The sequence below is a fragment of the Polyangiaceae bacterium genome (assembly GCA_020633205.1).
Lineage (GTDB): Bacteria > Myxococcota_A > Polyangia > Polyangiales > Polyangiaceae > JAHBVY01.
This window is the reverse complement of sequence record JACKEB010000010.1, coordinates 847288-864718: the sequence shown is the minus strand read 5'-3', so window position 1 is coordinate 864718 and position 17431 is coordinate 847288. Positions and strand designations below refer to the sequence as shown.

15 protein-coding genes are annotated in these 17431 nt (G+C 64.6%); 6 read left to right on the top strand and 9 right to left on the bottom strand.

Features of this window, described 5'->3' with window-relative positions; all coding sequences use genetic code 11:
- Nucleotides 1-519 precede the first annotated feature (519 nt).
- Nucleotides 520-1392, bottom strand: a complete 873-nt coding sequence (locus H6718_03535; GenBank protein ID MCB9584439.1) for an FHA domain-containing protein — start codon at nucleotides 1390-1392, stop codon at nucleotides 520-522.
- A 698-nt stretch (nucleotides 1393-2090) separates the two neighbouring features.
- Nucleotides 2091-2462 carry a 50S ribosomal protein L19 gene (rplS, locus tag H6718_03530; GenBank protein MCB9584438.1) on the bottom strand — a complete coding sequence of 124 codons (372 nt, stop codon included), beginning with the start codon at nucleotides 2460-2462 and terminating at the stop codon, nucleotides 2091-2093.
- A 604-nt stretch (nucleotides 2463-3066) separates the two neighbouring features.
- Between rplS and rplC the strand changes: the two genes are divergently transcribed.
- From rplC to H6718_03500, 6 genes are all read left to right on the top strand, one after another.
- On the top strand, nucleotides 3067-3735 hold the full coding sequence (gene rplC, locus H6718_03525) for a 50S ribosomal protein L3 (protein MCB9584437.1): 669 nt from the start codon (nucleotides 3067-3069) through the stop codon (nucleotides 3733-3735).
- Between the two features lie 107 nt (nucleotides 3736-3842).
- Nucleotides 3843-5474 (top strand): NAD(P)/FAD-dependent oxidoreductase, encoded by a 1632-nt coding sequence (locus tag H6718_03520; protein ID MCB9584436.1) that lies wholly within the window; start codon nucleotides 3843-3845, stop codon nucleotides 5472-5474.
- A 177-nt stretch (nucleotides 5475-5651) separates the two neighbouring features.
- Nucleotides 5652-7394: a class I SAM-dependent methyltransferase gene (locus H6718_03515; protein MCB9584435.1), complete on the top strand. Its 1743-nt coding sequence runs from the start codon at nucleotides 5652-5654 to the stop codon at nucleotides 7392-7394.
- Nucleotides 7395-7467: 73 nt separating this feature from the next.
- Entirely contained in the window at nucleotides 7468-8133 is a 666-nt protein-coding gene (locus H6718_03510) for an RlmE family RNA methyltransferase (GenBank protein ID MCB9584434.1), read from the top strand.
- Complete coding sequence (locus tag H6718_03505) at nucleotides 8130-9626, top strand: M20/M25/M40 family metallo-hydrolase (protein MCB9584433.1); 1497 nt, start codon at nucleotides 8130-8132, stop codon at nucleotides 9624-9626. Before H6718_03510 ends, H6718_03505 begins: the two co-directional genes overlap by 4 nt.
- Nucleotides 9627-10271 carry a class I SAM-dependent methyltransferase gene (locus H6718_03500; GenBank protein MCB9584432.1) on the top strand — a complete coding sequence of 215 codons (645 nt, stop codon included), beginning with the start codon at nucleotides 9627-9629 and terminating at the stop codon, nucleotides 10269-10271. It abuts the gene before it with no gap.
- Here H6718_03500 and H6718_03495 read toward each other — a convergent pair.
- The 7 genes from H6718_03495 to H6718_03465 are packed head-to-tail and all read right to left on the bottom strand — an operon-like array spanning nucleotide 10263 to nucleotide 17413.
- Nucleotides 10263-11750, bottom strand: coding sequence for an oligosaccharide flippase family protein (locus tag H6718_03495; GenBank protein MCB9584431.1), 1488 nt, complete (start codon nucleotides 11748-11750; stop codon nucleotides 10263-10265). The two genes, H6718_03500 and H6718_03495, sit on opposite strands and share 9 nt — an antisense overlap.
- A complete protein-coding gene (locus H6718_03490) occupies nucleotides 11747-12916 on the bottom strand; it encodes a glycosyltransferase (GenBank protein ID MCB9584430.1) in 1170 nt (389 codons plus the stop codon). Before H6718_03490 ends, H6718_03495 begins: the two co-directional genes overlap by 4 nt.
- 3 nt (nucleotides 12917-12919) lie before the next feature.
- Nucleotides 12920-13798, bottom strand: a complete 879-nt coding sequence (rfbA, locus tag H6718_03485; protein MCB9584429.1) for a glucose-1-phosphate thymidylyltransferase RfbA — start codon at nucleotides 13796-13798, stop codon at nucleotides 12920-12922.
- Nucleotides 13795-14688: a dTDP-4-dehydrorhamnose reductase gene (rfbD, locus tag H6718_03480; GenBank protein ID MCB9584428.1), complete on the bottom strand. Its 894-nt coding sequence runs from the start codon at nucleotides 14686-14688 to the stop codon at nucleotides 13795-13797. Before rfbD ends, rfbA begins: the two co-directional genes overlap by 4 nt.
- Complete coding sequence (rfbB, locus tag H6718_03475) at nucleotides 14688-15737, bottom strand: dTDP-glucose 4,6-dehydratase (protein ID MCB9584427.1); 1050 nt, start codon at nucleotides 15735-15737, stop codon at nucleotides 14688-14690. The genes rfbD and rfbB overlap by 1 nt, the downstream gene beginning before the upstream one ends.
- Nucleotides 15734-16348 carry a dTDP-4-dehydrorhamnose 3,5-epimerase gene (gene rfbC / locus H6718_03470; GenBank protein MCB9584426.1) on the bottom strand — a complete coding sequence of 205 codons (615 nt, stop codon included), beginning with the start codon at nucleotides 16346-16348 and terminating at the stop codon, nucleotides 15734-15736. Before rfbC ends, rfbB begins: the two co-directional genes overlap by 4 nt.
- 21 nt (nucleotides 16349-16369) lie before the next feature.
- The gene (locus tag H6718_03465) at nucleotides 16370-17413 is read right to left on the bottom strand and encodes a hypothetical protein (GenBank protein ID MCB9584425.1); all 1044 of its coding nucleotides are present in this window, start codon (nucleotides 17411-17413) and stop codon (nucleotides 16370-16372) included.
- Nucleotides 17414-17431 lie beyond the last annotated feature (18 nt).

The window sequence follows — 17431 nt, the reverse complement described above, 5'->3', positions numbered from 1 at the left end:
CGATCATGATCAGCCAAGCGGTACCCACACCTGGCTGATTGAGCTGCTCTCCCCAGCGATCGACCTTCTCGATCTTGCCCAGGCTGTCAGCGCCGTCGACCTTGACGGTGAAGATGGCGTTATCCTTGGGGAAAGGAAACACCTCGTAGAGGGCGCCTGGCTTCTCCAGCGCGCCGCTCATGCAGTCGTAGAGCGAGTTCCCTGTCATCGCAGCGCAGGCGCTCGTGGCATCGCCAACGCGCTTGGTCTGCACGACCTCGGTAACCATCGTGATGAGTGGATCTCCACTCTCGGTGCTGGCGCGCGGGTCGATCCGCAGGATGTGCGCTTCGGGTGCGGCGCTCGCAGCAGCCGGAAGCATCCAAACGCACATCGCCAGGGCGATGCACGCCCATATTCGAGCCCCGACACTGCCGGAGCCACAACCAAAGCCGAGTCTATCCATTTGCAACTGCTATCCGTTGAACGCGCTGACGGGCCGCTGAGCCTCATGCTGCTCAGCGGCCAATCGTAAACCACTCAGATCACTTTGATGGTGCAGCTGTAGCCGCCGAAGCGAACAGCGTCGCCGTCCCTCAAATCCCGAGGCTGGTTGTTGGGTAGACGTTCGCCCGAAAGGTACGTTCCGTTCGTGCTGCCGGGGTCCTCCAGGGTGAGCTTGCCGGGGCGAGCCGTCGCGCTGATCACCGCGTGGCGGCTGGACGTAGTCGGGTGGTCGATCTCGATGTCGAGGCCTTCCATCGCGTCCTTTCGCCCAATCACGTTCTTGCCTGCATAGATCGGCCAGAAGGTCCCGAGCTCGTTGCCTTCGAAGCTGACGATGAAGCCTGCGAGCACTCGGGCTCCCTCCGGCGCCGCGGCCGGCGCAGGTGCGGCGGCTGCAGGAGCGGGCGGAGGCGGGGCGTAGGCGGGGGGAGGAGCGCCCATTCCCGGATCGCCCATCGGCGGAGCCGTTGGCGCGAATGCTGGGTCACCGGCGGGACCCATGGGCGGCGCCATTGGAGGTGCACCGGGCGGTCCGTATCCGGGAGGAGGCGCACCCATTGGAGGTGCACCGGGCGGTCCGTATCCGGGAGGCGCGCCAGGTGGCGGTCCGCCCATTGGAGGCGCACCCATCGGAGGCGCGCCCGGCGGGCCGTAGCCAGGTGGCGGTCCGCCCATTGGAGGTGCATCCGGCGGTCCGTATCCGGGAGGAGGCGCGCCCATCGGAGGCGCGCCAGGCGGTGGCCCACCCATGGGCGGTCCCATTGGAGGCGCACCGGGCGGTCCGTATCCGGGAGGAGGCGCGCCGGGTGGTGGCCCACCCATGGGCGGTCCGCCCGGCGGTGGCGCACCAGGAGGCGCGCCCCAGCCACCGGCGGCCGCGCCGCCGCCTTGGAGTTCGGGCGCCATGGTTTCACCGAACGGGTTTAGGCCCGCCGCAGGAGCACCGACGCGTTGCGGATTGTCAGCGGGTGGTCCCCAGCCGCCCGCGACGGGAGGCGCGTCGGGCGGAGGCGCGGGGGGTGGAGCGCCTGGAGGCGGGCCATACGGCGAAGCGGGTGGCGCGCCCCAGCCGGCGGGAGCGGGTGGGGGAGGTCCAGGAGGCGCGCCAGGCGGCGGAGCGCCGGGAGGCCCTCCCGGAGGCGGACCCCACCCTGCTGGGGGAGCACCGGGTGGCGGAGCGCCGGGTGGCGGTGCGGCCGCAGCGGGCAGCGGGGCAGCGCAGGATGCGCAGAACTTTGCCGCGTCGTCGTTGTTCTGGCCGCAGCGCGGGCACTGAATCATGCTTGAAACCTCCGATTGGTGCTGAGACGAGGGTGAGGCCCACATCCAGCCGTGGTTCGCGCCAGTCCCCACCAATTGTCCGGCAGGCGGCGCAAGGTCGCGCGCAGCATACCTTTTCAGCTGTCGCCAGAGTACCCCGATGGCGCTTGGAAGCGCAGAGTCGACTAGCGCTTCATTAACCGTGCACCTCCCCCCCAAACGCTCGTTTGCGCGGACAGCGTGCTCGGCAGCTCATCTAGGCGGGAAGAGCACAAACGCAAAAACGCCGCCTCCTGTTGGAGCCGGCGCTTTTTCACAGCGAACCTGGGTTCGCCTGGGCAAGCTTACTTGGTGTTGCGGTCCTTCACGTCGCGCACGCGAGCCGCTTTGCCCCGCAGGTTGCGGAGGTAGAAGAGGCGAGCGCGGCGCACGACACCCTGGCTCAGCAGCTCGATCTTCTCGAGGCGAGGGGTGTGGAGCATGAAAGTACGCTCCACGCCGACGTTGAAGCTCACCTTGCGCACCGTGAAGGTGCTGCGCGCGCCAGCGCGGTGGCGCTTGATCACGATGCCCTTGAACACCTGGACGCGGAGCTTGTCGCCCTCGACGATCTGGTAGTGGACGGCGACGGTGTCACCGACGCGGAACTCAGGCAGGTCGGTGCGGAGGTTCTTCGCCTCAAGGGCTTCGATCTTGGCAGAAACGGTTGCGGACATGGTGCGCCTCAAATCAGATTGGCTATCAGGCAGCCAGCGAAGGGTGTTCGGGGCCCCGAGCTCCCCTGCCACAGCGGAAGGACCGCTTGGAAGTGCTCGGAATTGCGGCTCCGAAAGAAAGTGCGGCTCCGAAAGAAAGAGCGGCTCCGAAAAAGAGCGCTCCGTACAATGAGCGGCTCCGGAAAGAGCGAGCTTTGGACTCGCCCTCGAGCCATGGCTCGCTCAAGCAAGGGTCGCTTGATCAAGCACCAAGGGCTCGCCCCGAATTGGGGTGCGGGATTATGCACCGAGGCAGGCGCCAGTCAATGAGCTTCGCGGCTTTGTTTTCGATCCGCGCGTCCGCCAGCAACGACTTCCCTTGACCAGCGCCTGATCCAAGGCTATCCCGCGCGTCCCGGTTTTGCCCTTTCAGAGCGAAACCAAACCATATCTCAGACTACCGCGCCACCGGCGCGGCGTACCGCGGCGCCACACGGCTCAGCGCTCCCCTTCAAGAAGGGCGTTGAGCGTCCGGCGTCAGCTGCCAGTCAGCGAGCGGAACGGTAGCGGCACACGGCTTCATCCGAGGTCGTGGGCAACGGGCCGAAAACCCAAGGAGCAATCAATGAACACGAACCCCGGCGTCGTCGGACGCAAGCTTGGCATGACTCAGCTGGTTGCTGAGGACGGAACCGTCACTCCCTGCACCGTCGTGGAGGCCCGCGCCTTCGTGGTGGGCAAGCGCACCCAGGAGAAGGACGGCTACGACGCGCTGATCATCGGCTTCGGCGATCTGAAGGAGAAGCACACCACGAAGCCCGTGGCTGGCTTCTTCAAGAAGAACGGCGTGGATGCCAAGAAGCACTTGAAGGAGCTGCGTTGCAGCGCCGAGCACGCTGCCAAGTTCGAGCTGGGCGCCGAAGTGAAGCTCGACGAAATCTTCGTCGAAGGTCAGTTCGTCGATGTGCAGTCCACGTCGCGTGGTCGCGGCTTCAGCGGCGTCATGCGTCGCCACAACTTCAAGGGTGCGGTGAACAGCCACGGCGCTCACGAGTACAAGCGTCACGGTGGCTCCATCGGTTCCAACATGACCCCCGGTCGCGTCTTCAAGAACAAGAAGATGCCCGGCCAGTGCGGCAACAAGACCGTCAGCGTGCTGAACCAGAAGGTGGCGAAGGTGCTGGCTGAGGACGGCCTCGTGCTGATCCGTGGCGGCATCCCCGGCGCGCGCGGCGCGATGATCACGGTGCGTGGCGCCGTGAAGAAGAAGAACGGCGGCGTGCCCCAGGCCTGAGCCGGCAGCCTGACTCGCTGGCCGCATTCGGCAGCGAATCAAGCACGGAAAGCCCACCGCGAGCGGTGGGCTTTCCTCATTTTGGCCGCCGCGTACACTCGCACTGCATGGCCAAGACGCCGCTCTACACCGCGCTGCTCCGCGCCCTCGCTAGGCAGCCGACTCTTGAATCCGCGAGGCAATGGCGCGGCGCTCGTCGCCTCTCCCGACGCGCGCTGCTCTCGGGAGTGGGCGCCGTCGGTGGTGCGGCGCTCACCGGCTGCGGTGAGAAGCGCGCTCCCGCTGCTCCGGCTTCGAAAACAAAGCCTCCCCGAGGACCACGGGTGGCCGTGGTGGGCGCTGGACTAGCGGGGCTCCACGCTGCGCGCCGACTCCGTGAAGCCGGAGTCGAAGCCGAGGTGTTCGAAGCCGCAGCGCGCGTCGGCGGCCGTGTGTTCAGCGATCGGCGCACCTTCGCTCCCCAACACTGCGAGCTTGGCGGTGAGCTGATCGACACGGGTCACCTGACGATGCACGCGCTGCGTGAAGAGCTCGACCTGCGCTTCCTGGACTACGATCGCGGTCCCAAGGAGCTCGGGCTCAAGATCCATTTCGCTGGCTCTGGCCTCGAAGAACCCGAGATCTTGCAGGCGTTCGCGCCCGTCGCCGCCGCCATCGACGACTCCTTGAAGCAGCTGAAGGACCCCGAAGGAGACATCAGCTACCGGAGCCCAAACGGCGCTCAAGGCCTCGACCAGCTGAGCATCGATCAGTGGTTCACGCAGCACGGCATCAGCGGCTGGATGCGTGACTTTCTGGCGGTCGCCTACACCACCGAGTTTGGCCTCGAGCCCGATGAGTCGAACGCGCTGAACTTGCTCTGGATGATCTCCACGGAGCTCAGCAAGTTCAAGCTGTACGGCGACTCCGACGAGCGCTTCCACACCCAGGACGGCAACGAGGCATTCGTCCAAGGTTTGGGCGCAAAGCTCGATTCCGCAAGGATGCACTTGCGGCACGCTCTGGTGGCCATCAAGGAGACGCCCGCCGGGGCCTACCGCTTGAGCTTCGAAGGACAAACCAAAGAGGCGGTGTTCGACGAGGTGATCCTCGCGCTGCCGTTCACGCTCTTACGAGACGTGAAGCTCGACCTGAGCCTGCCGCCGGTGAAGCGCCGCGCGATTGACGAGCTCGGATACGGTAGGAACGCGAAGCTGATGTGCGGCTTCGAACAGCGGCTGTGGATCGCTCAGCGCTCCAACGGCGAGACATTCAGCGATTTGGGGTACCAGTCGACCTGGGACACGAGTCGCATGCAACCGACGGACAAGGGCCTACTCACCAACTTCACCGGTGGCGCGCACTCTGATGCGCTGGGGCAGCTGTCCTTGGAAGCTGCCACCAGTGAGTTCCTGGAGCAGCTCGACCGCGTGCTGCCGGGCGCCAAGGCAGGCCACGATGGCAGGCGCACGCGCTTCGTCTGGAACACTCAGCGCTGGACTCGCGGTAGCTACTCGTCCTGGAAAGTCGGCCAGTACACGACCATCGCTGGAGCGGAGGGCGAGCCGGTGCGCGGCCTGAAGTTCGCTGGTGAGCATACGAGCCTCGATTTTCAAGGCTATATGGAGGGCGCGGCGCTGAGCGGTGCGCGTGCGGCGCTCGAGGTGTTGCGCTCCCGGCGCTTGGAGGCAGCCATTCGTCCCGCTTCCCAGGCGGCAGGAAAGATCTGGGAGCTGGCGCGAGGTGAGCTGGACGGCTAACACCCAGCGCTCAGTCATTACCCGCACTGTGTCCTGTCTCCGTAGTTCGCTGCAAAACTCGCCCGCCCCCTCAGAGTGTGGGCGTACGAGTCTTGCGCCTTCGCGCTACTCTTGAGACGAGGAACGCTGTGTTGATTTGTTCAGCGAATCACAGATTCGCCTCACTGGTTTGAAAGCGTGACCTCTCCCCCCGATCCCTCGAATCAAGCGCCGTGGCTCGTGCCGTGGTGCGACGCGCGCGTGCTCCACGTGGACTCCCGCGTGCTCGTGGTGGACAAACCCAGCGGCTTGCCGGTTCACGGCGGAAACATTGCATTGGCAGAGGACGTCGTCACCCGCCTGGCGGCCTGGCTCACCGCGCGCGGTGAAGCGAGCTACCTCGCCGTGCATCAGCGGCTGGATCAAGGAACGAGCGGCGTGCTGTTTCTGCTGCGCGACGCCGAGCTGAACAAGGCCGTTTCCGAAGAGATGGAAGCCCACCGCTCCGAGCGACGCTACTTGGCGGTGGTCAGCGGCGCCTCGGCTATCCTCGACAAGCGGGGGAGCCAGCTGTTCGAGGACCGCTTGCTCACCAAGAAGGCTCATGGGCAGATCCGGGTCGAGCTATCGCCTCGGGGTAAACCTGCACGCACTCGCTGTCGCGTGCTCAAGCGCGTGGGGCGACGCGCGTTGCTCGAGCTATACCCGGAGACCGGGCGCACCCATCAACTGCGGGTGCAGCTTGCGAGCCGTGGGTTCCCGATCCTCGGGGATACGGTTTACGGGGGAGAGCCCGCGAGCCGGCTCTTGCTGCACTGCCAGAGCCTGAGCCTTGCGTCCCTCGACTTGCACGCCGAGGCCCCTACGCCGGAACTCTTTAGCGACGCCCTCTCGGCGGAGCCAGCTGACGCGCACGACGACTCACCTCAGCATTCAATGCCTCGCGGCAATGCGCTCGGGCGCTGCCTGGACGACGCCCTCAGCCGGCGCTGGCCGCTCCGGGAGTCTTGCGACGCGCTGCGCCTGGTACACGAGTACGGCGATGGGCTCCCCGGTGTCTCCGCAGACGCCTACGGAAAGTGGGTGGCGCTATCGGTCTACACGCCGGAAGCCTTGGAACAGGCGCCGTTCATCGCGGACCACCTGCTCGCACGTGGCTTTGCGGGGATTTACCTCAAGCAGCGGGTTCGCGCGGACCTGCGGCGGAAAGACCAGCAAGAACTCGCTCCCAACGCGGTGTTCCGTGGGGAACCAGCGCCCGCGGACTTGCATGTGCGGGAAGGGCAGCTCAGCTTCCTGGTAGACCCAACGGATGGCCTCTCCACTGGACTGTTCATCGATCAACGAGACAACCGCGCGCGGGTGCTCGGCTCGGCCGCGAACCTGCGGGTGCTGAATCTCTTCAGCTATACCTGTTCGTTCTCTGTGGCGGCCGCGGTGGGTGGCGCACGAGAGACTGTCAGCGTGGACTTGAGCGGGCGCTATCTCGCGTGGGGTGAGCAAAACCTCGTGCTCAATGGCGTCGCCGGGCCCCAGCAACGACTGCTCAAAGCGGACGCTGCGGACTATCTGCGCCGAGCCAAGAAGCGCGGTGAAAGCTTCGAACTGATCATCTTGGATCCGCCGAGCTTCGGCTCCCACGGCAAGAAGAGCTTCAGCATCCAGCGCGACTACAAGGCTCTGGCGAGCGACGCCCTCAGCCTGCTCGCTCCTGGAGGGCGGCTGCTCGCGGTGACCAACCACCGCAAGACCAGCCTCGAACGCTTCCAGCGTTGGTTAGAAGAGGCCGCGCTCGAGGCACGCTGTCAGATCGCTTCGCTGCGCCCGAGTCCCACGCCCCATGATTGTCCCCCGTGGACTGCTGCCGAGAGCGGACAGCGCGGCGCCCGTGCGAATCAAGCCATCAGCCCAACCAAGGCCGTGTGGCTGACCCGCCACTGAGGTCGAGCGAGCGCCCAGCTGCTGAGAGTTTGAGCTGCGAGACCCACACTGCTACCAACGAGCAACTAAGCCCGTGGCCAAGAAGCGAAATCCCTATCAGAACGATCATCACACCCGCGCGGCGCGTGCGGCTGGGTTCCCCGCGCGGAGCGTGTACAAGCTCGAAGAGATCCAGAAGCGAGTTCGCCTGCTCGGTGCTGGCAAGCGGGTGTTGGATCTGGGTGCAGCTCCGGGGTCTTGGAGCAAGTATGCGGGCCAGCAAGTCGGGCCGAAGGGGCTCGTGGTGGCGATCGATCTGTCCGCGATCGAAGAGCAGCTCGGCGCGAACGTCCACATCGCCCAGGGCGATGCGCTGGATCCCGACTCGGCGTTGATTGCCGAGCACGCACCGTATGACGTGGTGCTGAGCGACATGGCGCCGCGCACCAGTGGCGACAAGGTGCGGGATCGCTACCTGAGCTACGAGCTTGCGGTCGGAGCGCTCGAGGTGGCCAAGCGAGTGGGAAAGCCAGGCTCCGACTTCGTGGCGAAGATCTTCATGAGCGAGGACTTCGACGCGGCAAAGAAGGCAGTACAAGCGGCCTACGAGAGCTGCAAAATCGTGCGCCCTGCCGCGACCCGTGATGCAAGCACGGAGGTTTTCTTGGTGGGGGTGAGGCTCAAAGCACAGGCCATGACCTCGCAACAAGCGCCTCCCAGCTCGGACGCACCACGTGACGGCGGAGGCGTCGCTCAGTGAACGAAGAGCAACCCTCGAAGAAGAAGAAGGGCAAGTGGCGGTACATCGTTCACGTCGTCTTGCTCTCGACCTTGGCGCTAGCCGGCACGCTGCTCTACCGAGGCAAGCAGTTCAAGAGCCGCCAGTTGAGCGCCCCTGCAGCCGCGATACCGGAGGTCGACTGGCAAAAGGCCGTGAGTCACCTTCAGGGTGCCGTGCGGATTCAGACCATCTCACGTTCTCAGCACGGGACCCGCACCTCCGCGTTGCGACGGGAAGACGTCGCAGCGTTTCGTAGCTTCGGGAGCTACCTGAGCGGCAGCTTTCCCAAAGCCCACGAGGCGATGCAGCGCGAAGTGGTGGCCGAGCACAGCCTGCTCTACCGCTGGGAGGGGACAGACCCCGGGCTTGCACCGATGGTGATCGCTGGCCACATGGATGTGGCGACGGTGCAGCCCGGCACGTCGATGTCTTGGACGGAGAAGCCTTTCTCCGGCGCGTTCAAGGACGACGTCATCTGGGGGCGAGGCACCCTCGACGACAAGTCATTCGTAGTCGGTCTCTTCGAAGCGCTGGAGCAGCTCGCCAACAGTGGGTTCAAGCCGAAGCGCACGCTCTACGTGGCCCTCAGTCACGATCAGCTGCGCGGTGGGGAGGTCGGCACCCATGGGCTCGCGCAGGCGCTCAGCGGGAAGGCTCCGAAATTCCATGTGGTATTGACCGAAGGGCTGGCCGTGGTGAAGGGCTTCATGCCCGAGATCCCCGCGCCCATCGCGATGGTCGGCGTGGGAGAGAAGGGGCAAGCCAGCTTGCTGTTGGAGAGCGAAGGCGCCGGCTCGGACAGTAAGCTCGAGGCGGCGCAGAAGCGGCTCGAAGAGCAGCCGATGCCTGCCGAGTTTTCGGGGCCGGCCGTCTACCAATTCGAGTACTTGGCGAGCGAGCTGCCGTTTCCGATCCGTGTCGCGGTCGCCAATCGCTGGCTGTTTTCCGGCCTGCTCGAAGATCGCATCAAGCAGTCCCAAGGCTCCGAGGCTCTGATCCGCACGCTCGTGACGAGCACCGACGTTCCGCCCGGAATCGACGAGAAGCGGCTCCCTCCTCACCCCACGCTAGCGAACTACCGTCTGCGTCCAGGGGACACGCTGGAGGCGCTCAAGGCGCACGCTGCGAAGGTTGTCGCTGATCCGAGCATCAAGCTCAGATTCTTGGATGGAGCGTATGCGGCGCCGCCGGTATCGTCGGTCGAGGCCGCGGAATTCAAGCAGTTTCAAGAGGTGGTGAAGGCGGTGTTCCCGGAGTCGGTGTTTGCGCCCTCGCTGGTGCTCGGAGCCACGGACGCCCGTCACTACAACGCGCTCAGCGAGAACATCTACCGCTTTCGGCCGCTTCTGATGGCGCCTGATGACATGAGCCGAAGCCGCAATTCCGATGAGCGCATCCGCCTCGAGGACTACAAGCGGGTCGTGACGTTCTGCTCGAGCTTCGTGCAGAAGTTTTCTGGTGGAGAACCGTAGATGGCACAGAACTCCTCATACGTAGGCTTGCGCAGCGACATGCTCGAGATCCTGCCGACGGGGCGACGCTTCGAGCGCGTGTTGGACGTGGGGTGTGCCACGGGGGCGACGGGTAGCGCGCTCAAACAGCGTGGGGCTCACGTCACTGGAATCGAGTACTCCCCGGAGAGTGCCGCTGCCGCTAAGGAGGCGCTGGACGAAGTGCTGGAAGGTGATGCTGGCGTGCTGCTGGGCAAACTCGCAGGCGACGGACGACGCTTCGATCTGGTGCTTTGCGGCGATGTGATCGAGCACCTCGTAGATCCCTGGACGGCTCTCGCGACCATTCGCCGTCTGGTGCCCAATGGTCTGGTCGTGGTGTCACTACCCAACGTCGCGCATCTGTCGACTTTCTCGGCGCTCCTTTCTGGCCAGTGGCCGTATCGCGAACGTGGGATCCACGATCGAACCCATTTGCGTTTCTTCGGGGAAAGAAACCTCAAGGCCCTGTTTGCGGAGGCGGGTTTCGAAGAGCGTGAGCGGAGGGTGCATCATCGGGTGATTGAGCGTCCGCACTGGCTGAATGAGTTCAGCGCGCCGCTGACGTCACGCCTCCCGGTCCTACGGCGTTACACCGCCTATCAGTTCGTCTCGCTGCTAGCCTGAGCTAGCGCCCGCACGGCGGGCGCGGATCCGTTGCAAGAGTGACATGAAGGACTCTGCGGACTTCAGCGCTCCGACGCGCGTCCTGCAGGTCAGCTCCCAGGTGACCGTAAACACGATCACCGCTGCGAGCAGTCCGAGGAGCACGCGACCGAGCGGGCTGTGCACGTAGCCCGTGACCCAGGCCACGGCGAACCCCGAACAAAGCGCCGCGGGCATCGGCGCGAAGATGGTGAGCAACAGGGCGACGCTGGAGACCGGCGCGAGGCGCGGGGCGAGCCACGTCAGTGCGAGCATGGCGAGGCCGTTTAGCGCCGTGATCGCAATGATCAGTCCAAGGTAGCCCGAGGCGACGTATCCCAAGAGCCCGATTGGGATCATCAGGAGCAACTGGACACCCGAGATCAACGTGAGCTGCCGTGGTTGCCCCGCGGCAAGGACGAGCGCTCCCAGCGCGTTGTTCACGCCGCGGATCAACACGAACGGCAGCAGAGCTCGAAACACTGGGGCGGCCTGGGCCCACTCGGAGCGATCTGAGAGTAGGTTGAACAGGTCGTCAGAGAGCACCCAGCCATAGGATGTGATCGCCCAGCTCGCCGCGGCGAACACGCTCACTGCGGCGACGCAGGCTTCGGCGAGCCTTGGAGGCTTGTCCCTTAATCGCGCCAGGGTCGGCAGCATGATGTCCGCCAGCGGTCTGACGAAGAACAGCACCGCGGCGTTCACGATGGCATATGAGAGGCTGTAGAGACCGAGAGCCGCCTTGTCGGACAGCTTGGCGACCATCAGGTCATCCAAGTTGAGTAGCGCGTAGTGGATCAGCCCGTTCAGCAGCAGGAAGCGAGTAAAGCGCCAGATCGCTCCCCACTCCGCGGTGTCCCAAACGAAGCGAGCGCGCTTCGAGAACACCCAGCTGAAGAGCGCGTTGAGCCACGGTCCACCTGCTGCCGCAACGGCCAGCGCCATGACGTCCCGCGTGATGTACAGCAGCACTATGCCGAGGATGCTCGAGACCGCGGTACCCAGAGAATCGACCAAGAGCACGCGCGTCATCTCGAGTCGCTGGTGGAAGCGAACGCTGTGCAGGTTCTTCAGACCCTGAGCAATGAACGCGGTGCTCATGATCCTCAGCAGCAAGGTGACCTTGGGGCCACCATCGAACAGGCTGCTCAGGTAGGGCGCGATGAAGAACAGGATTGCGCTGAGGAATAGCCCACGGACTGCGGACGCGGTCCACGCGGCGTTGATGCTGTGGTCCGTGGAGTCTGGATTGCGGATCAGATAGGTGGCGACGGCGGGATTGGTGAGGATGTCGCTCAAGCCGTAGATGGCCGCCGCCAACGTGTAGGTGCCGTACTCGCTGGGGACGAGGATGCGTGCCGCGATTAGCGTCAGTACCAACGCGAGGATGTTGACTGGAACCCCACCCAGCAGCTTCACCAGCGCCCCACGGGCGACTTGGGAACCGAGGGTTTGGCTCATCGCTCGCGGAAGGTGGAGACCTTCTCCAAGAGTTCGTTCAGCGTGAGGCGTCCGGCCTCATAACTGTATTTCCGTACGGCAATGGTTCTCGCGGCTTCGCCGAGCAGGCTTGCTTCCTCCGGCGCCTCAGCTAGGCGCTTGAGCGCCGCGCCGAGGGCGTTCACGTCTCCAGGGGGGACCCGGACCCCGGCGTCCCCGAGGATCTTGCCCATGTCATTGACCTCGGTCACGACAATCGGCTTGGCCATCGCCATTGCGTCGAACAGCTTCGCTGGGATCTGTCCCCAGGCGCCGGGTTCGTCTCGAGAAGGCAGTGCGACGATGTCGGGTGCGGCCACCCAGCTCGGTAGCTCGGAGAACGGGAAGGGACCGTGAATGGACAGCCGGTCTTTGCCCAGGACGCGTTCCGCGGTCACGAGGAACTCGGCGGCATATTTGTCAGCCGGGTCCAGTCCGGCGATGAACACACCAACGTTGGACCCCGCAAGCCTCGCCGCCTGGACCAGCTCGTCCGTGCCCTTGTGGGAACGCGGCGTGCCGATGAAGCCCACCCACGTCTTGTCGCCCAGGCCAAGACCAGCACGCAACGCCTCGCGGTCCAGCTTGCTCGGGTCGAGCCAGTTGGTGTCCCGGACATGGGGAAGCACGACGCCGCCGAAGCGCCGCTGCAACCAGGTGTTCGAGACCGTGCGGTGCTCATAGCTGACCAGACCGTGCTCGAGCAGGGCGGTGGTGGCCAAGCCGTTGAACGACTTCGGATCGAAGAGCTCCGAGGCTTTCGCGAGCGGTGATTGAGGGCCATGAGTCTTTCTCAGGCCGAACTCCCAGTCGTCGTTGTCGAGCAGCGTCTCTGTGGGACGCACCCCACTCGCGAGGGCGAGCCCGAGGCTCGTCGCGAGGGGTTTCGTAACGACCACTCGAGTCCCGTGGGCGATTCGGCGAAACCAGCGCACCGCGCGAGGCCAGCCCGCGACCGATCGCAGGGGGAGCTCACGAATTGGGATGTGGGAGCCTTTTGCCGGACTCCAGATGCTCTTACCCAGGCGCACGCCGACGATTTGCGGTCGAAACCGCGGTTCCGTCAGTTCCGCGAGGAGCAGGGTGCGTCCGAGGCAGTTCGTGCTCAGATCGGGACACACCAAGGTGACGTTCGGTTCGTCAGACATGCGCTACCAAACGCTCTGCGGTTCCCGGGCAACCTGATCGAGGTAGTCGGCGTAGTCTGCCGGCAACTCGCGCTTCAACGCCAACAGCTGGTCGGCGTCGATGTACTTCTGCCGGTAGGCAATCTCTTCGATGCACGCCACTTTCTGTCCTTGCCGCTTCTCTACGGTGCGCACGAACTCTGATGCCTCGAGCAATGAGTCGTGGGTCCCCGTATCGAGCCAAGCGAAGCCGCGGCCCAGCTTCTCCACATGGAGGTTCCCAAGCTCCAAGTACGCATTGTTGACCGAGGTGATCTCGAGCTCGCCGCGCGCGGAAGGCTTCACCTGAGCAGCGATGTCGAGCACGCGGTTGTCGTAGAAGTACAAGCCCGTTACGGCCCAGTGCGAGCGCGGCGCCTTGGGCTTCTCTTCGATGCTGATCGCCGTGCCTTGGGCGTCGAACTCCACCACGCCGTAGCGCTCGGGGTCCCTGACGCGGTAGCCGAAGATGGTCGCTCCGCGCTCGGTAGCGGTCGCCCGCGCGAGGTGTTCGGTCAGGCCGTGGCCGTAGTACAGGTTATCCCCGAGGATCAGCGCACAGGGCTCTGAACCGACGAAATCCCGGCCAATGATGAACGCCTGGGCGAGACCCTCGGGGCGCGGCTGGACGGCGTAGCTGATGTTCAGGCCCCACTGGCTTCCGTCAGCGAGCAGCCGAACGAAGCTCTGTTGGTCGTGGGGGGTCGTAATAATCAGTACCTCGCGGATACCCGCGAGCATCAGCACCGAGAGAGGGTAGTAGATCATCGGCTTGTCATAGACCGGCAAGAGCTGCTTGCTCACGCTGCGGGTCAATGGGTGAAGGCGTGTCCCGCTGCCACCGGCCAGGATGATTCCCTTCATGCTTCGATCTTTCCCGCTTCAGTGAGGAGTTGGTGGACGAGTTCGTGCATTGCCGGTGCCCATGGTCCTATCTCTAGGCCGAGGTTGCCCTTGGCCTTGCTGCAGTCCAGAACGGAGCTCTTCGGTCTACGCGCCGCCGTTGGATACTCCGCGGTGCTGATGGGCTGAACCGTTGCAGCCTTCGCGCCGTGGTGTTGCATCGCCTTGGCGATGGCCTTCGCGAAATCGAACCAGCTCGTCGAGGGTGAGCCCGAGAGGTGGAACGTGCCCCAGGGGACATCGGCACTCAGACAACGCATCGCGAGGTCTCGGATGCAGCGGGCAAGCTCGGTGGTCGGCGTCGGACAGCCGAGTTGATCACTCACCACGGAGAGAGACTCCCGCTCGCCCATCAAGCGAACCATGGTCCTCACGAAGTTGTTTCCGTGGGGCCCAAACACCCAGGAGGTGCGGAGGATGAGGTGGTTCGGGGCGAGTTCGCGGACGTGCTCTTCACCGAGGGCTTTGGAAGCTCCGTAGACACCGAGGGGATTCGTCGGCGCTTCTTCGGTGTAGGGGGCGCTGGCTTCGCCGTCGAAGACGTAGTCCGTCGACACGTGGAGCAGCGGGATCCCTCGCGCTGCGGCGATCCGGGCGAGCACTCGCGGGCCCTCCGCGTTCACAGCGAAAGCTTCCTCTTGCTGGCTCTCTGCTGCGTCGACGAGCGTGTACGCGGCCGCGTTGATGATCACCTTGGCGCTGCCAATCGCTGCGTCCACCGCACTGGCATCGGTGACGTCGAGGGCGGCGCGGGACAACGCGCGCAGGTTCACTGCCTCAGGCCACTCGGTGGCGGTCAGCGCGCTTCCGAGGCCGCCGCCCGCGCCGACGAGCAGAATGTCTGGAGCCATCAGCTCTTCCCCAGACCCAAGCGGTTCCCCGCGTACTTCGCGTCCAGGATCGGCTGCCACCACTCACGGTTCTCGAGATACCAGTCGACGGTTTGCTCGAGTCCCGAGTCGAAGGTCTCTTGGGGAGTCCAGCTCAGCTCGCGCTCCAGCTTGCTCGCGTCCATGGCATAGCGCAGGTCGTGGCCAGGGCGGTCCTTGACGTAGGTGATCAGCTCGCGCCGGGCTGCCCCCCCGGGCAGACGCGCGTCCACGAGGTCACACACCCGCTGAACGACCTCTAGGTTCGAGCGCTCGCTGTTGCCCCCGATGTTGTAGCTCTCCCCCAGCACACCTTGAGTGAAGATGCGCCACAGCGCGCGAGCGTGATCGTTTACGTGGAGCCAATCTCGGACGTTCTCGCCGCGACCATAGACCGGCAGAGGTTCCCTCGCCGCGGCCTTGATGATCATCAGAGGGATCAACTTTTCCGGGAACTGATAGGGGCCGTAGTTGTTCGAGCAGTTGCTCAAGACGACAGGCAATCCGAAGGTGCGATGCCACGCGCGAACGAAGTGATCCGCCGCGGCCTTGCTCGCGCTGTACGGCGAACTCGGGTCGTAGGGATTGGTTTCACTGAATGCTGGGCTGTCGAACTCGAGGGAGCCAAACACCTCGTCCGTCGAGACGTGGTGAAACCTGAAGTCCGGAGGAGCGGACCCTGACTGCACGTAGCCGAGGGCTTGCTGGAGCAAGACGAACGTGCCGACGACATTCGTCTGGACGAACTCGCCTGGCGCGTCGATCGAACGATCGACATGGGACTCCGCGGCGAGGTGGATTAGCCCCGTCGGTTGGTGTTCGGCGAAGACCCGCGCAACCTCCTGCGCGTCGCAGATATCGACTTGCTCGAATCGATAGCGCGGAGAGTCGGCCACGGCTGCGAGGGAGCCCTGGGACGAGGCGTAGGTGAGCTTGTCCACATTGACCACTTCGGCTGTGGTCTCGCTCACTAGATATCGGATCAGCGCGGAACCGATGAAACCGGAACCACCGGTTACCAATAGCTTCACGAGGTCGCTCCAGAGAAGTCGAAGTAGCTGCCGAGATCGCGGAGGCGTGGAAACGCCTGGTCGCGCTCTGCGATCAGCGGACCGCTCGCAGGCAGTTGCCAATCGATCGCGAGATCCGGGTCGTTCCACAGCACGCCCCGCTCGGATGCCGGGTCGTAGTAGGTGCTCACCTTGTATTGAACTTCGGTGTCTGGAAGCAGCGTGCAGTAGCCGTGGGCGAACCCAACGGGGACGTACAGCTGGTGCCAGTTTTCCTCATTCAGCGGGATGACGAGGTGCTGGGCGAAGGTCGGAGAGCCCTTACGAATGTCTACGATCACATCCACCACCGCGCCGCGCGGAACGCGTACGAGTTTGGCCTGGGCGTGCTCACCGATCTGAAAGTGCAAGCCTCGAAGTGTTCCCGGAGCGGGCGACTTCGCGTGATTGTCTTGCACCCAAGGCACTTCAATGCCGGCGTCCAACAGCGTCTGAGCACGGAACGTTTCCGAGAAAAAGCCGCGACTGTCGCCGTGACGTACAGGCTTGATCAGAAACGCACCGGGAAGGGGCAGGGGTTCGACTTCCACGTTGGCGAAGTGGTAGCAAAATCCGTGCAAGGTGCACACCATGTTGCCGCGGTGCAGTTCGCTTCACCAACCAGGGAAAATCACCTGCGAGCGCTGGCGTTTTCGCGCGCTTCCGAGGAGTGGGAAGCGGGGCGCCTGTCGGGTGCCCAAGAGCGCCAAGCCCTGGGATAGGGCCGCTACGGCACGCTCTTGTGGTTGGCTTTGCCACGGTTCCTCGCTGGCCTGTCCGGCGCCATGAAGCTCCTCCACGAAGCGCCAGAACTGAGCGGGTGCTCCCTCGAGGTGCGCAAGCGCCTGTTGCCGATCCCCCTGCCACCAAGGCTCTCCGGCGACTCCGACGTGGTCGTTCACGATGACATCGCAGCCGTTCAGGCGGGCCTCGACTGGCATACGCCCGGCGGGTTCCAATCCGCGCGGCAAATAAACGAGGCGCTCGGCTTCGCGGAACGCTGCGAGCACACCTTCAGGAGGGAGATCCTTGAGTAGTCGAGGTTCCCAGCCGTGCTCAGCGATGTACTGGAGGGCCTCGTCGGTGCCTTTGATGAAGGACTTGGAGTAAAGCGCACAGCTCCCACGCCGCTCTGCGACCGCACCCGCCCTCGGTAGCTGCTCGAAGAACTCGCGGTTGAACAGCGAACACCCGAGGACCCGCACGCGCGCCTCCGAGAAACGGAAGAACGGGTTGGCGCGGTAGTGGTCCAGTTGGCGGCGCGTCAGGAAGATCATCCCCCGGGCGCTGCGAACGATCTCCCGAAGTCCATCGTGGGGGCACCAGCAGCGCTCCCACAGTCGGTGCACCGGATCGATTGCCGAGGGGAAATTACCGTTGAGGCGGCAGATGCGTAGGTCGTGTTCGAAGAGGATGTGACGTCCGGTGCGCGCTATTGCTGCGAGCTGCTCCGGTGTCGCGCTCTGGCTGTTTCCAAGCAGCAAGACGTCGTGGGCGTCCAGCTGGTCGAGGGCGAGCGCCTTGAATGAACTCACGGTCAGCGAAAATGGGCAGGCCTCCAGGGCAGCCGCGTCAGTAAGCTCGGCGCCGCCGGGATGTTTCGTCTCGGCGCTGCGGTGCTCGTTGGAGAACTTGTCGGTGAGGAAGAGGACGCGCATAGCGGGCTAAGCTCTGCG

Coding starts and splice junctions, on each gene's coding strand:
- rfbD (MCB9584428.1), bottom strand. CDS start 14,688: ATGGCTCCAGACATTCTGCTCGTCGGCGCGGGCGGCGGCCTCGGAAGC.
- rplS (MCB9584438.1), bottom strand. CDS start 2,462: ATGTCCGCAACCGTTTCTGCCAAGATCGAAGCCCTTGAGGCGAAGAAC.
- H6718_03500 (MCB9584432.1), top strand. CDS start 9,627: ATGGCACAGAACTCCTCATACGTAGGCTTGCGCAGCGACATGCTCGAG.
- rfbA (MCB9584429.1), bottom strand. CDS start 13,798: ATGAAGGGAATCATCCTGGCCGGTGGCAGCGGGACACGCCTTCACCCA.
- H6718_03520 (MCB9584436.1), top strand. CDS start 3,843: ATGGCCAAGACGCCGCTCTACACCGCGCTGCTCCGCGCCCTCGCTAGG.
- H6718_03490 (MCB9584430.1), bottom strand. CDS start 12,916: ATGTCTGACGAACCGAACGTCACCTTGGTGTGTCCCGATCTGAGCACG.
- rplC (MCB9584437.1), top strand. CDS start 3,067: ATGAACACGAACCCCGGCGTCGTCGGACGCAAGCTTGGCATGACTCAG.
- H6718_03495 (MCB9584431.1), bottom strand. CDS start 11,750: ATGAGCCAAACCCTCGGTTCCCAAGTCGCCCGTGGGGCGCTGGTGAAG.
- H6718_03465 (MCB9584425.1), bottom strand. CDS start 17,413: ATGCGCGTCCTCTTCCTCACCGACAAGTTCTCCAACGAGCACCGCAGC.
- rfbC (MCB9584426.1), bottom strand. CDS start 16,348: ATGGTGTGCACCTTGCACGGATTTTGCTACCACTTCGCCAACGTGGAA.
- H6718_03535 (MCB9584439.1), bottom strand. CDS start 1,392: ATGGCGCCCGAACTCCAAGGCGGCGGCGCGGCCGCCGGTGGCTGGGGC.